This is a genomic window from Devosia insulae DS-56, assembly GCF_000970465.2.
GTDB lineage: Bacteria > Pseudomonadota > Alphaproteobacteria > Rhizobiales > Devosiaceae > Devosia_A > Devosia_A insulae.
Window position 1 is genome coordinate 16,928 of record NZ_LAJE02000400.1, and the last position, 12,817, is coordinate 29,744.

Annotated in this window: 15 protein-coding genes and 1 pseudogene; 7 read left to right on the forward strand and 9 right to left on the reverse strand. The window is 61.7% G+C overall.

Annotated elements, in window-relative coordinates; all coding sequences use genetic code 11:
* Positions 1 to 287 precede the first annotated feature (287 nt).
* The 4 genes and pseudogenes from VW23_RS27065 to VW23_RS27080 all read left to right on the forward strand — a co-directional run bounded on the left by VW23_RS27065 (position 288) and on the right by VW23_RS27080 (position 5,209).
* Positions 288 to 3,497, forward strand: a pseudogene (locus VW23_RS27065) (PAS domain-containing protein).
* The gene (locus VW23_RS27070) at positions 3,494 to 4,135 is read left to right on the forward strand and encodes a response regulator transcription factor (protein ID WP_069912580.1); all 642 of its coding nucleotides are present in this window, start codon (positions 3,494 to 3,496) and stop codon (positions 4,133 to 4,135) included. The pseudogene VW23_RS27065 and the gene VW23_RS27070 overlap by 4 nt, the downstream one beginning before the upstream one ends.
* A gap of 2 nt (positions 4,136 to 4,137) precedes the next feature.
* On the forward strand, positions 4,138 to 4,530 hold the full coding sequence (locus VW23_RS27075) for a response regulator transcription factor (RefSeq protein WP_069912592.1): 393 nt from the start codon (positions 4,138 to 4,140) through the stop codon (positions 4,528 to 4,530).
* Positions 4,520 to 5,209, forward strand: a complete 690-nt coding sequence (locus VW23_RS27080; protein WP_069912593.1) for a response regulator transcription factor — start codon at positions 4,520 to 4,522, stop codon at positions 5,207 to 5,209. The genes VW23_RS27075 and VW23_RS27080 overlap by 11 nt, the downstream gene beginning before the upstream one ends.
* Positions 5,210 to 5,220: 11 nt before the next feature.
* Here VW23_RS27080 and VW23_RS27085 read toward each other — a convergent pair whose 3' ends face one another.
* Positions 5,221 to 5,919 carry a sensor histidine kinase gene (locus tag VW23_RS27085; protein WP_069912581.1) on the reverse strand — a complete coding sequence of 233 codons (699 nt, stop codon included), beginning with the start codon at positions 5,917 to 5,919 and terminating at the stop codon, positions 5,221 to 5,223.
* 67 nt (positions 5,920 to 5,986) lie between these two features.
* Complete coding sequence (locus VW23_RS27090) at positions 5,987 to 6,187, reverse strand: hypothetical protein (RefSeq protein WP_069912582.1); 201 nt, start codon at positions 6,185 to 6,187, stop codon at positions 5,987 to 5,989.
* A gap of 306 nt (positions 6,188 to 6,493) precedes the next feature.
* Between VW23_RS27090 and VW23_RS27095 the strand changes: the two genes are divergently transcribed.
* Positions 6,494 to 7,288, forward strand: coding sequence for an alpha/beta fold hydrolase (locus VW23_RS27095; protein ID WP_342029941.1), 795 nt, complete (start codon positions 6,494 to 6,496; stop codon positions 7,286 to 7,288).
* A 69-nt stretch (positions 7,289 to 7,357) separates the two neighbouring features.
* The gene (locus tag VW23_RS27100) at positions 7,358 to 7,918 is read left to right on the forward strand and encodes an NADPH-dependent FMN reductase (RefSeq protein WP_069912584.1); all 561 of its coding nucleotides are present in this window, start codon (positions 7,358 to 7,360) and stop codon (positions 7,916 to 7,918) included.
* Between the two features lie 345 nt (positions 7,919 to 8,263).
* Here the strand turns inward: VW23_RS27100 and VW23_RS27105 are convergent, their stop codons facing one another.
* The 5 genes from VW23_RS27105 to VW23_RS29235 all read right to left on the reverse strand — a co-directional run bounded on the left by VW23_RS27105 (position 8,264) and on the right by VW23_RS29235 (position 10,430).
* Positions 8,264 to 8,548 carry a hypothetical protein gene (locus VW23_RS27105; protein WP_069912585.1) on the reverse strand — a complete coding sequence of 95 codons (285 nt, stop codon included), beginning with the start codon at positions 8,546 to 8,548 and terminating at the stop codon, positions 8,264 to 8,266.
* Between the two features lie 97 nt (positions 8,549 to 8,645).
* Positions 8,646 to 8,987 carry a hypothetical protein gene (locus VW23_RS27110; protein WP_069912586.1) on the reverse strand — a complete coding sequence of 114 codons (342 nt, stop codon included), beginning with the start codon at positions 8,985 to 8,987 and terminating at the stop codon, positions 8,646 to 8,648.
* On the reverse strand, positions 8,984 to 9,496 hold the full coding sequence (locus tag VW23_RS27115) for a hypothetical protein (protein WP_069912587.1): 513 nt from the start codon (positions 9,494 to 9,496) through the stop codon (positions 8,984 to 8,986). The genes VW23_RS27110 and VW23_RS27115 overlap by 4 nt, the downstream gene beginning before the upstream one ends.
* Positions 9,497 to 9,800: 304 nt before the next feature.
* A complete protein-coding gene (locus VW23_RS27120) occupies positions 9,801 to 10,217 on the reverse strand; it encodes a hypothetical protein (protein ID WP_069912588.1) in 417 nt (138 codons plus the stop codon).
* 69 nt (positions 10,218 to 10,286) lie between these two features.
* Positions 10,287 to 10,430 (reverse strand): hypothetical protein, encoded by a 144-nt coding sequence (locus VW23_RS29235; RefSeq protein ID WP_176730504.1) that lies wholly within the window; start codon positions 10,428 to 10,430, stop codon positions 10,287 to 10,289.
* A 489-nt stretch (positions 10,431 to 10,919) separates the two neighbouring features.
* Here VW23_RS29235 and VW23_RS27125 point away from each other — a divergent pair, with 489 nt between their 5' ends.
* The gene (locus VW23_RS27125) at positions 10,920 to 11,138 is read left to right on the forward strand and encodes a hypothetical protein (RefSeq protein ID WP_141728519.1); all 219 of its coding nucleotides are present in this window, start codon (positions 10,920 to 10,922) and stop codon (positions 11,136 to 11,138) included.
* Between the two features lie 50 nt (positions 11,139 to 11,188).
* Here VW23_RS27125 and VW23_RS27130 read toward each other — a convergent pair whose 3' ends face one another.
* Complete coding sequence (locus tag VW23_RS27130; protein WP_141728520.1) at positions 11,189 to 12,283, reverse strand: hypothetical protein; 1,095 nt, start codon at positions 12,281 to 12,283, stop codon at positions 11,189 to 11,191.
* 333 nt (positions 12,284 to 12,616) lie between these two features.
* Positions 12,617 to 12,817 (reverse strand): ATP dependent DNA ligase (locus tag VW23_RS29345; protein WP_483088803.1); only part of this gene is annotated, 201 nt, incomplete at its 5' end.

Below are 12,817 nucleotides of genomic sequence, written 5' to 3' on the forward strand. Positions count from 1 at the left end.
GGGGAAGCATGCATGGTGCATCTATCGGGGCCATTGTGCCGAGGGACAGCCGGCCACTGTTTGCGATCCGGGTCATCCGCAGGCGGGGGCGGTCAGCCTCGACCATGGTGTTAGCTCACCGATGCCTTGGAATAACGCGCGAACGCCAACCGCCCGGTCTCATGGGTTTCCATGAGATGCAATGCTCGGCGACTAAGCCTATGAAAGGCTAGGGCGTGGGCTATTCCTGGCGGGCAAGGACTTGTGCACCGCCGGACAACCTCACGAACCGGCGGGAGGAGCCGACAATGGGAGTTTGGTCCAGCCGACCTCGACCTCTTTTTCTAGGTCTCTTTGTCCTTGCTTACGTGCTGGGCGCCGGCTTTGCCGAAGCTCTCTCGTTTGCACCGGACACTAATGTCTCGATGTGGCCACCCGGCGGGCTGTTCCTTGCCACGCTCCTTCTTTCAAATCGTAGAGGTTGGCCTTGGTGGGTTCTGGGGGGCTTGGCCGCCTAGCTGATCAGCAACGCGTTATGGTTTCATAACTCGCCTACCGTCGCCGCCCTCATCTACGCTGGCAACGCCCTAGCTGCAGTCTTGGGCGCCTCCTTCGTGAACCAGCTCTGGAGTAGGTCCCTTCGCTTCGAGAGCGTACCTGAGGTTCTGCTCGTTGTCGTAGTGGGTGCGGGGCTCGCTCCAATCATCAGCGCCACCGTCGGAAGCCTGACGCTCGACCGCTTCGGCATCCAGCCATTCGCTGATGCTTGGCTGCTGTGGTGGGTGGGTGACGCCAGCGGCGTCTTGATCGTCACCCCCATAGCGCTTGCTCTGATCAGAAACTGGGGTGGCGGCGTACGCCTATCGAAGAGCAGATGGATCGAGGCGACCGTAGTCGCTGCGGTCTTTCTCGTGGTGACGGCCCTGTCGTTCAGCGGCTATCTGCCATTTGCTTTTGTCATCATGCCGCCGCTGCTGTGGGCAGCGGTGCGCTTCGACTTTCGAGGAGCGGCAATCGCGCTGATCTTACTGGCACTGATCACCGCGGCTTTTACACTGTTCGGCGCAAGGCAGTTTGCCAGCGACTCCGCCACACCCCAGCACGCGCAGATCATGCTGCAGCTGCTGCTGGCAGTCGCGGCGTTCTCGGCCCTTATTGTCGCGGCCATCTCGCGTCAGCATCAGCATGCCCTGAGCACCCTGCAGCGAAGCGAGCGCGACTTATCGCAACTGGTCAACATGGTGCCCAGTCACATCTGGCGACTTTCGGCGCAGGGCGAACCGGTGTTTTTCAATCAGCGCATGGTCGACTACCTTGGACTGGATGTGGCCGACCTGAACGGGGAGGGCGCGTCGCGATTGGACGCACTCATTGCAGCCACGGTGCATCCCGACGACGCGACTGCGTTTCGCGAGGCGCTGACGCACAGCCTCGCCACCGGTGCGAACTTTACTTTGCGATACCGCCTGCGCCGCGCGGACGGGGCCTATCACTGGATGTCGAGCCGCGCTCAGCCCGTGAGGGACAGGACGGGTGCGCTCGTCGAGTGGCACGGGCTTTGTCACGACATCGATGATGAAATGCACTCGCAGGAAGAACTGCGCGAGCGTGAGCGCCAACTCTCCACTTTGATCGATGTGATTCCGGTGCATATCGCCCGGCTGGCCCCGACTGGCGAACCGACATTCTTCAGCAAACGAACAACGGAATATCTTGGGCTCGACGAACTTGGAGCGTGGGACAGGCCTGGCCTGAGCCGAGTGGCGGCCATCATGGGCGCCAGCGTTCACCCTGACGACGGTCCATTCATGGCGCAGAAACTGGGGAACTCCCTCGCGACCGGGGAGCCATACACGATGCGCTACCGACTCAAGGGCGCTGACGGCATCTACCGCTGGAACGAGGGGCGCGCCGAGCCGCTGCGCGGCGAGGATGGTTCAATCATCGAGTGGTATGTGGCAGCCATCGACGTGGATGAGGAGATCCGCACGCACGAGGCGCTGCGCGAACGTGAACGCGAACTATCGCTGCTCATCGACATGCTCCCGGTGCATCTCGGGAAAATGGGACCGGACGGCAACGCTACGTTCTTCAGCAAACGAACGAGTGACTATCTGGGCCTCCCGGAAGTCGGCGCCTGGGACAAGCCGGGCATCAGCCGCCTCGCCGCCATCGTGGGTGAAAGTGTGCACCCCGATGACCGTCAGGCCATGATCGACCAGGTCGGCCATTCGATGGTCACTGGCGAGCCCTATACGATCCGCTTTCGCTTACGCAGCAAGGAAGGGACGTACCGCTGGATGGACGGGCGCGTCGAACCGCTGCGTGACGAGACTGGCACCATTGTCGAATGGTACAACACATCGATCGACATCGAGGATGAGGTGCGCGCCCAGGCCGCTCTTCGTGACAGCGAGCGGCAACTTCGGCTGCTCGTCGATGCTCTGCCGACGCAGATCTGGGCAGCCTCGCCCAGCGGGGAGACCTCGTACGTCAACCGAAGGCTGGCCGACTACCTCGGCTTGTCGCTGGGCGATCTTGCCGCGCTCAAAGACGATCCGATGGGATCTGCGATCATTGCAGCTGTCCATCCTGATGATACGGAATGGGTGGGCCAGACGCTTCGGCACTCGTTCAACACGGGCCAGCCGTTCTCGCTGAAATACCGCCAGAAACCCGCTGACGGAGTTTATCGTTGGGTGGATGGTCGGGGCGAACCTATGCGTGCGCCCGACGGTGGCGTAGTTCAGTGGTATGGAGTCATCTTCGATATCGATGACGAAGTGCGCATGCAGGACGAGTTGCGCGACACTCGGGAACGGCTCGCCACTTCTACGCAGGCCGCGAGTCTTGCCGAACTCTCGGCATCCATCGCACACGAGGTGAACCAACCGCTTGCAGCGATCGTTGCCAACTCGCATGCATGCGATACTTGGCTCGCCTCTGATCCACCCAATCTCGAACGAGCAAAGGTAACGGTCGAACGTATCGTCCGCGATGCAAACGCCGCGGCCAACGTGGTCGGCCGAGTTCGGGCGCTGTTCAAGCAATCGCCCGAAAAGCGCGGCAAAGCCCCGTTGGACCACCTCATCTCAGAAGTGCGCGAACTGGTAGGCGAAGAGGCCGCTCGCTATGGAGTGCTGGTCAATTTCGACGTGGCCCGGGATCTGCCGCCCATCGCTTTCGACCGGGTCCAGATCCAGCAGGTGCTCATCAACCTCATACGGAACGGCATCGAAGCGATGAATGGCGCGGCAGAGCGGGCCCTGAATCTGCGCGTGCACCAGACCGATGATGCCGTACAGACCATCGTCAGCGATAGCGGCGTCGGTATCCAATATCCCGAGCGGATCTTCGAGCCGTTCTTCACCACCAAGCAGAGCGGCATGGGGATGGGGCTCGCCATCTGCCGCTCGATTGTCGAGGCGCACGGCGGGCAGCTCTGGGCGGAGGCAAACGAGCCCGCCGGAGCAAGGTTCATCTTCACGCTGCCGATTGAGACCACGGTGCCCGGATGACCACGCACGACCGGATAGTCTATGTCGTCGACGACGATCCACGGATCCGCGAGGCGATCGAGGAACTGCTCGCAGCGCGTGGCGTGCGGGCCTTGAGCTTTGGTTCGGCCAATGACTACGTCACGGCGGACAAGCCCGATCTGCCATCCTGCCTCATTCTCGATGTCGAACTGCCCGACATCAACGGTCTCGACCTGCAGCGCCAGATCGCCGAAATCGACCACCCGCCCATCGTTTTCATCACTGGACATGGCGACATCCCCTCCTCGGTCCGCGCCATGCGGCATGGAGCGATAGATTTTCTCACCAAGCCATTCAGCGACGTTGACCTCTTGGCTGCGGTTAGTGCCGCGATTGCAGAGGATCACACCCGCCGGTCCCAGGGAGCTGAACTCCACGACTTGAAGAGGCGCTACCGAGACTTGACCCCGAGGGAGCGCCAAGTGATGCCGCTTGTGGTCAGCGGGCTTCTCAACAAGCAAGCTGCGGCCGAGCTCGGAATCAGCGAAGTGACCCTGCAGATTCACCGACGCAAGGTCTTGCAGAAGATGGGGGCTGCATCCCTTGCGGACCTAGTGCGGATCGCCCAGCGACTGGAGATACCGATAGGCCGTTCCCGCCGGACGGGAGGTGAGTGACCTTGGGCAAGACTAAGTCAGTCGTGGCGATTGTCGACGACGACGCGCCGTTGCTCGAGTCGCTTGAGAATATGTTCGAGTCCGCCGGCTACGTCGTACGTTGCTTTTCATCGGCCGCCGAACTGCTCAGTGATGGCCGATTGATGGACGTCGACGTCGTGGTCACCGATGTCGGCATGCCGGCGATGGACGGGTTCGAATTGTGCGACCGGGTTCGGAAGATGAGACCCCGGCTCCCCGTCTTTCTGATCACCGCACGTCACGAGATCGTGGATCGACGCCGGCCTCAGGCTCCCGGCGGTTTTTTCCGCAAGCCGTTCGACGCCCGAGAGCTGATCGCGGCCGTCAGGGAAGCCCTGCACCGCGCGAGCAAGGAGGATGACCGTGAAGACTGACCAGTCGTTTCCGTCGATTTTAGCACCTCTGTCTCCCATAGGACTGGAACCACCAGGCGATCTGCTCGTCACCATCGTGGACGACGATGCTTCGATGCGCGAAGCGCTTTCCGAGCTGCTCATCTCCGCCGGATTGAAGCCCATGGCGTTCGCCTCCACGCGTGAGCTTCTGGAGAGCGACGCGCTGGACAGCCCTGGTTGCCTGGTACTCGACGTGCGCATGCCGGGCGCCAGCGGCCTCGATCTGCAGCATCACCTGGTGCAGATCGGCAAGGCCAAGCCGATTATTTTCATCACCGGGCATGGCGATATCCCCATGAGCGTGCAGGCCATCAAGGCCGGGGCCATCGACTTCCTCACCAAACCGGTCCGACCGCAGACCTTTCTCGATGCTGTGAACAGGGCGCTGGCAACGGATGCTCTCCGACGCAGCGAGGAGGAGGAGAGGATCCGGGCGCAAGAATGCTACGAGGCGCTTACACTGCGGGAACGCCAAGTGTTGCGGGGGGTTGTGACAGGCTTCTTGAATAAGCAGATCGCCTTTGAACTGGGGATCAGCGAAGTGACGGTGAAGGTGCATCGGACCGGCATGATGCGCAAAATGGGAGCTACCTCGGTGGCGCAGCTGCTGCTGCGCTGGCAGGCGGTACCTCCTCACATCCGCGAGGAGCGCCAGTAGCGTTCCAACCCTCAGACCGCCGCCGGCAGGCGAAGCGTCACGGTGGTGCCGGCGTAGGGGGCGCTACGAATGAACAGCCGCCCGCCGGCCCGCTCGACAAAACGCTTTACCCCTGCCAACCCCATGCCGTGGCCGACGCCGTCTGGCTTTGTGCTGAAATGGGGGTCGGTCGCCCGTTCGAGTATTTCTGCCGCCATGCCTATCCCAGTGTCGCGCACCGTAATTTCCACCTCGGCGGTCTCCGGGCCATCGGCAGTCAGCGCAGTCAGGCTCAGCGTGCCGCCGCCGGGCATGGCGTCGCGAGCATTCAGCGTAAGGTTGAGCAAGGCGTTCTGCAGGGCCAGCGCACCGCACCTGACCCGTGGCACGACGCCGACGAGCAGCTTCAGCCGGACGTCGGGCCCGCCAGCATAACTCAAGAGCGGCCCCATCTGGGCGAGGCAGAGTTCGAGGTCCACAAGGTCGTCTGCCGCTTCGTCGTCGTCGACCGACCGCGATCTGCGAATGAGCTCTGCGGCGCGCTCGAGCGCATCGGCAGCATGCGGCAGGACCTTGCCTACGGTGAGGGACGTAGCGATACCGGTCTCTCGCGACATGATCTGAATAGCGGATGCAGCGATCTGGATGTAATTCCCGAGATCATGCACGAGACCGGGTATTCCCTGGCCGTCGGAACCGGACTGAGCGAGGGGTGAGTTTCTCTCTGACATCGGGGATCCTCTGCGGTGGGATGTCACGACGGGCGCCGTGGTGCCGGGACGCCCGAAGGTTTTGGGCTCATGGGTATTTTGCCATTACGCTGTGTAGATACTCGAGATACTGGCGAATGGTGTACGGGTCGCCGGCCATGTCGTCGACCGCGCGACGAAGGCCCGGCCAGTCGCCCGCGGTAGCCCCCGGCACCAGGGACAGCGCAACGTCCAGGGTCAGCGCAAACAGCATGACGAACGCGAGTGCAGAAGCAAGTTTCGTTAGCATGTGACCGTCTCCGACGAGATGATCGCCAATTCTGACCGACCTGCCACCGGCGGCTACTGTTCCTCCAGCCAACGCACTCCTCCCTTGGTATCGCGTGGCACTCCCAAGGGTGTGTATCGAAGCCTACCGCGCATGCGGCGCTGCGCTCCGCATGTGCGAGGTATTAGCCGGCGCTGCCATCGGCAGGCAGCCGGTCAACCTACGGACAGGGCAACGTGCCCTCAGGATCAGCGCTGCGCCCCTCGCGGCCAATGGCTGGTTCACGGCCAATCGCCATGCTGTCCATACGGCCACATCGGGCCGGAATTGGAGAATGCCATGCACAAGTCACTCGCACTCTTGGCGGTCGCAGCCGCCATCGGCGTAGCGTCCGGCGCTGCCGCCCAGGATAGCGCCAAGCCAACAATCGTCCTGGTCCATGGAGCCTTTGCCGATGCCTCGGGCTGGAAGGGCGTGATCAGCAAACTGAACAAGGACGGCTACCGCACCATCGCGCCGGCCAATCACCTGCGCACGCTATCGGGTGATGCGGCGTCGGTTTCATCACTGCTGAAGGCGATCGAAGGAGACGTGGTCCTCGTCGCCCATTCCTACGGGGGCATGGTGATCAGTCAGGCCGCCGATGGCCAGGCCAACGTCAAGGCATTGGTGTTTGTGGACGGTTTCATGCCGGATGTCGGGGAGGCGGCCTTCCCGCTGTCGGCGAAATTCCCCGGAAGCGTGGTCGGCGAGTCGCTCTGGCAGGTGGCTCTGCCTGATGGCGGACAGGATCTCTACTTGCAACCCGACAAGTTCAACGCCGCCTTTGCCGCGGACGTCCCGAGCGAACTGGCGACGTTCATGGCCGAAACCCAGCGGCCGCTCACGCTGGCGGCGGGAACCGAGCCGGCGACGGCAGCAGCCTGGAAATCAATTCCCACCTGGTCGATCTGGGGTTCTGACGATCTCGTCATTCCGGCTGCCGTTCACGCCTGGCAGGCGGAGCGGTCGGGCGCGGTGAAAGCGGTCGAGATCAAGGGCGGCTCGCATGCGCTGCTGATCTCGCACCCCGCAGAGGTGGCCGCCCTGATCGAGGAAGCGGCCGCCGCGCGCAGTGATTGAAATGCCAGGGGGCCGGGATAGATACCGGCCCCCCTTCCGTGATCCCGATCGCCTTGCTTGGAGGTCTATATGGACACGCCCACTATCGCCGTTGTGGTTGGCAGCCTCAGGCATGACTCGCTCAACTTGCGACTGGCGCGAGCCATCGAAAAGCTGATGGGCGCGTCCATGCACTGCCGGTATCTGCAGATCGGCGAGCTGCCGCTCTACAACAATGATCTATGGGAGAACCCTCCCTCAGCGGTTGTCACCTTCAAACAGGAGCTCCTTAGTTCCGATGCCGTGCTTTTCGTCACCCCAGAGTATAATCGGTCGATACCGGGGGTCCTTAAGAACGCCATTGACTGGGGCTCCCGACCCTTGACCGAGAATGCGTGGCGTGGAAAACCAGCGGCCATCTTGGGTGGGTCTCCCGGCATGCTCGGCACCGCCGTGGCGCAATCGCACCTGCGCAGCATTCTGCCCGCCTTGGATCTCCGAACCATGCCGCAGCCAGAGGTCTACCTGCAGCTGAAGCCTGGCTTGATCGACGACAGTTTTGCGGTGACGAACGAGGCAACCCGCACGTTCCTTTCAGGCTTCGTCCGATCATTCGCCCACTGGATCAGCAGGCAGGCAGGGGCCCTGTGAGCGAGACCGAACGTAAGCCCCCTTTTGGCGCTAAGCGGACCTAACGACGGGTCGAGGAACACGCTAGCTGCGGATTGCCTGCCGCCAACGAAAAACCCCGGCGCCGTGAGGCACCGGGGTTGATTGGTCGGAGTAGAGTGATTCGAACACTCGACCCCCTGCTCCCGAAGCAGACCGCGCAGACGGGAACCCAGTGTTTCCGGGTTTCTTGCGACAAGATAGAGCCCAATAATCTCGGTTTGTTCTGCTAACCCTGTCGGTGGCCTGTCGGTGGAACGATGCGAGAGCTGCCTCTTCATCACCGCCCGCGCCACCTACTTAGGCCTCTGGCCTGGCTTAGGGCGCTCACTCTCTCGACTTGGCCCGCTTCGCGATCTCAGCCTTCTCGCGCCCGATGCCGATGCGGTTGCCCACCAGTCCGCTAAAGACGGCGACCAACACCACTGCCAGCCCCCAACCGGCGAACGCGCCTCCAAAAACTGCTACGCCGAACGGCGGCATCACAAGCGATGCCAGCACCAAGCCGCCGATGGCGAAACCAGTAGTCCAGCGCTGTTGCGGCGTGGTCCAAAACCGACGCACCGCCAGCTCGCGGACCTTGCGAGCAGCAACGTTGAGGTCGAATGTCATCTGTCGAATCCCTGTTCAGCTACGACAGATAGCACGGGCACCTTTTGCGGACCGCGTTGAGCTGATCGAGGCCACATCTTACTAGACCTTCGATCGCTCAGAACGGCGGAAGCTCATCTAGCGCGCGCCCGATGGCGTCTATGACGGAATCCACTCCAAGGGCCTGGCGCCGGGCGGCACGATAGATTTTCACTAGATCGCGATATTGCGGGCCATACTCGTCAGCAACATAGCTATCGAGCGTTACGCCGTCTGAGCGCTTCAGGGCTATTGAATACCCACTGGTCGAGGAATCTTGGTCAAACCATTCCCACACCGTCACGGTGTTTTCTTCGATATTAAACTCGAAGCCTGACCCTAATTTCACCTGAGCCCATTTCAGTTGATGGGCCTCCGTGGAGGTCAGTATCTTTGGGATCAGGTCCTCGATGGTGCTCACTTTATGACCTCATTGTGCTTGGATGCCGCTCTGCTTTCCCACCGCGTGACCATGGCCAGTAGACCATCCATTGCACGATACAACTTCGTGCCATTGTGTGGCTGACCAGCACTCCCAGCGAGCAGTTGGTTGTCGATTAGCGCAATTATCCGCTCGACCTGTGAACGCTCTTCCTCAGGAAAGCCCGTCTCGTGAATCTTCAAGCGGAACGCTCGCTTCAAGGTAGAGAAAAGTGCCTGGGCGACACCAAACTGACCGGCCTGGATGGCCACGACGACGACGTTCATTTGGGCGGAAGAATACGCCAAGTTTGCTGTTTCGACGCTGAGGGACAGGCGCCTCACCGCGTCGGAAGCAGCCTTTGCGGCGCTACTGGCCTTTGCTGCTTGGGCAAAGGTAATCGAAAGGCCTAGAAGTGTGAGAGCGGTGCCCCCCCACGCCAGCCATCCGAGAGTGTCGGCATCGAGCATCACCGCTCCGATGTCCGCAACTAGCTTCTGTAGGTCCACTCGCCCCTTCTCAACCGCCTAAACGCGGCCCTGCTCAAGTTCGCGCTATTTCCGCGGTTTCGGTTTGTCCACTGGCGGTGATGCGCTAATCGCACCGTGTGTTGAGTAGTCGGGTGCCGGTCGTGTCTCAATGCGGACCGTGCTTGTGTCTTTGCTATCCTTCGTCATCTTCTCACCGGAGGTTGCGGCGACGGCGGCGGCGCACTGGGGACACCTACGCCTGGGGTGGGGCGCGGCATCGTGTGTGACGGTGCGCCATCGGGGATATAGATCGGCGGTCGGCTGGTGGCCATTTGGCTCTCTTTCAATGGATGTTTGAGAAACAGAACGTGAGCAGCAATATCATGGCCACCGAAAAAGTCAGGAAGGCGGCGATATTCAACCACTGAGTGGCTACCCGCGCAGGATTTTTGTGCTCGCGAGTGAAGTCTTGGGCGTCATACTTCGAGTCGAGTTCGCGCCTTTCAATGTCCATATCATACCAGCTGCTTAGGTAGGACAGAAGGTTGGCGAGCATGGTTGCAGTGAACAACGCCCATGAGGCTGCCAGTAGCGACTGCGAATTCATGGCCCCGTCACCCACGAAGGTGTCGACAAATAGTGCCGAGGCGCCAAGCGCTCCCGTGGAGAGCAACAGCAGGGTTTTGTCGTAGCTGGCGATTTGCGCCACGCCAAGTTGCACCAAGCTCTTGCGGTGTTCGAGATACGTCTCTCGATCCATCTGGCACCCTCTTCGACGGCTCATTGTGAGGCCGGGTGCATGTGCCCGGCCTCACGGTGATTGCGTCACCTACTTCTTGGTGTCGCCGCGACCCGGATTCGGGATGCGCTCCTTGATCACCTCTGCCGGCGGCCGGGTGGCCGCCTCCTTCTTTGTAATGAACTGGCCATTGCCGCCATCGCGGTAGCCATCGTGCGTTTTGCGACCTGCCATTTTAGCCGGGTCTCCATGTGGAGAAGGCACCATTGCCTGCCCACGCACACACAATATCTGGTGTTCGCGATTCGCCCCAACCGGGCTTTCCGGGGTCAATGACACAAGCTGTGGAACCTGTGGATAACGTGGACAAGTCCGATGGTTACGTTGTCGCACCCTTGGCAACGACTCCGGCAGCACTTACTTAGCGCGCCACCCGGCGTTCCTGATTTGTCCAACCTGCAACGTGGCGGCCAACAAAATAAAGGGGCCCGGATTGTGAGGTTCGGGCGCTACAGATTCAGCTGACGATGTTTGGCAGCGGCGACATAGGCCTCAACGACTCCGCCCACTGGTGAGCCGCGATAGGGGCGCTCACGGTCGCGCTTCGTCCGGCAACGGTAGTCGTCGGACGTCTCGCCCGGCACTAGACGAGTAGGCAGGTTGAGCAGAGTGCACGACTCTGGCTCGTAGAAGATCGTCAGCGCAGACCATGGGAGTGCAACGGTGGAAGACGACAACACGCGTTTGAAGTGTGATGTGGAGCTGGATTTCCCGGCCCCAAGCCTGGCCGTCTCGAACAAATGGGCGGCCGATGCTCTCCGCAGGCTGGCTGAACGCCTTGAACGCAATGAGTTCGATGACGGCTTTCACGATGTGCTGGATGGTGCCGGGAAGAAGATCGGCGAGATATACATCGACTATTCCACCGAACTGTCACTCTGAGATGCCCAATCGCTTACGTCGGGACGTTGAGCCTAGGTAGCAGCCTCCAACTAGTAGCCGGGTGGTGGCTGTCGATACTGCCAGGACATCGCGCCGGCCTCTTCCTCGCTTACGAGCACGGGGCCCGCGTGATGTAAGGGGTCGAGGTCCGCGACGTGTCGCTCGGCCCATTGGATCCAGGCCACCGACCTCTCATCTACCTCGTCTGCAGCGGCCGTCCTGACCTTCACGGCCTCTACATACTGCCTAAGCCGCTGTGCGAGATCGAAGGCGTCGGCCTGCTCACGAAGGATGGCGCCGCGGACGCGTTCGACTTCGGCTAGTCGGCGTTCCTCCTTGCGGATGCGCTCCTGCTCGGCCCAACGGCGCTCCTGCTCCTCGCGCTCTCGGCGTCGTTCTTTCAAGGCTGCCGACATAGCGCTGAAGTCATCGACGATCCTGGGGAGCCGGGCCTCGATGCGGCTTCGCCGCGTATCGGACCAGTTGTGCCGCACACCTGTGTATTTCCCGTTTGACACCGACAGAACGAGATCGCCCGTGCCGACATAGTCCGACCGCAGGACATACGACGCTGTAGTCACCGGTGCGGTCGTGCGCTCACGCAGCTCGAGGACCAGGACCTCGCCGTCAACGCTGACTGTGTCGCCGACACTCCAGCCGGCCTCAGCTCCGGCCAGCACCAGAGCCTCGATCAGGGCTGCGCTCCTCAGGCGCTCAGACGGGCTGATCTTGAGCTCGAGCCCATCAGACTTCAGCCGCAACATCCCGTCATAGGACTTCTTCGCGCGCATCACCTCTCTAGCAAGGGCAGTCGTCGGCTTGAAGTCGGGCGCCACCGGAGGCGGGTCGTTGACCGGCTGGCTTGAATGGACTTCCTCTGCCCGCTCAAGAGAGGTGCGCGGCAAGGAGTTCGAGACAGTAGAGACGATCTCCTCGGCACTCAGGACATCGGTCCTCAGAGTTCGGCGCTTCGCAGGGGCTCCGGCCGCCACCTTCGCCCAATACCCAGGTGGCGGGAGATCGATGTCGTTACTGCGGCAAAGGCTTCGAAGGCGGGCTACCGGGAAGCCGAGGCTGCGAGACACTACCTCAAGCGGTTCGCTCCAGACGAGCACGTGAAGCTGACGCCGGGTAATGGTGGGCATGATCAAAGCTACTTCTGTTGTTCTTAGAGAGCGCTGTTGCGTCCGCTCCGCTACCAGACCTGGGCTGTCAAGCGCGTGTCGTGTCGGCAAGGCCAGAACCTGCGGATTTCCCCGCCGCTGACCCATTTTGCAGCAACCAGGCTCGGAGGGCGACGATGACGAAGCCGAGGAAAGAAGAACTAATCGAAAGCTGAACGCCGTTTTTCGCTAAGTCGCGATAGCGCGACGGGGGCCCATTGTCCGGGTCGAACGCTCGAGCGCTACCCCGCTGACGCATGCGCCCTCGATCGCCATGGTTCGAAGCTCACCAGGCGCAAGAAGTCATGTGTTTGCTTAATCGAGATGGACCTCGTGCGGGTCCTTGTCTTCCCGTAGCCCCTTGAACGACGGATGGTGGACGAAGCCGTCGCGCGTAAAAGCGGGGAACACGAACACCGCGAGCAGCCGCGGGGCGAACCAGCGGGGGGCAGGGGGGTGGGAGGGGGGCAAACGGAACAGCGGCGGAGGGGGAGGAAGGCGAACGAGGGGGAGCGA

What these genes read in the sequence shown, in the direction of transcription:
- VW23_RS27100 (WP_069912584.1), top strand. Translation starts at nt 7,358, where the DNA reads ATGGACACGCCCACTATCGCCGTTGTGGTTGGCAGCCTCAGGCATGAC.
- VW23_RS27105 (WP_069912585.1), bottom strand. Translation starts at nt 8,548, where the DNA reads ATGACATTCGACCTCAACGTTGCTGCTCGCAAGGTCCGCGAGCTGGCG.
- VW23_RS27090 (WP_069912582.1), bottom strand. Translation starts at nt 6,187, where the DNA reads ATGCTAACGAAACTTGCTTCTGCACTCGCGTTCGTCATGCTGTTTGCG.
- VW23_RS29235 (WP_176730504.1), bottom strand. Translation starts at nt 10,430, where the DNA reads ATGGCAGGTCGCAAAACGCACGATGGCTACCGCGATGGCGGCAATGGC.
- VW23_RS27070 (WP_069912580.1), top strand. Translation starts at nt 3,494, where the DNA reads ATGACCACGCACGACCGGATAGTCTATGTCGTCGACGACGATCCACGG.
- VW23_RS27130 (WP_141728520.1), bottom strand. Translation starts at nt 12,283, where the DNA reads ATGCCCACCATTACCCGGCGTCAGCTTCACGTGCTCGTCTGGAGCGAA.
- VW23_RS27120 (WP_069912588.1), bottom strand. Translation starts at nt 10,217, where the DNA reads ATGGATCGAGAGACGTATCTCGAACACCGCAAGAGCTTGGTGCAACTT.
- VW23_RS27085 (WP_069912581.1), bottom strand. Translation starts at nt 5,919, where the DNA reads ATGTCAGAGAGAAACTCACCCCTCGCTCAGTCCGGTTCCGACGGCCAG.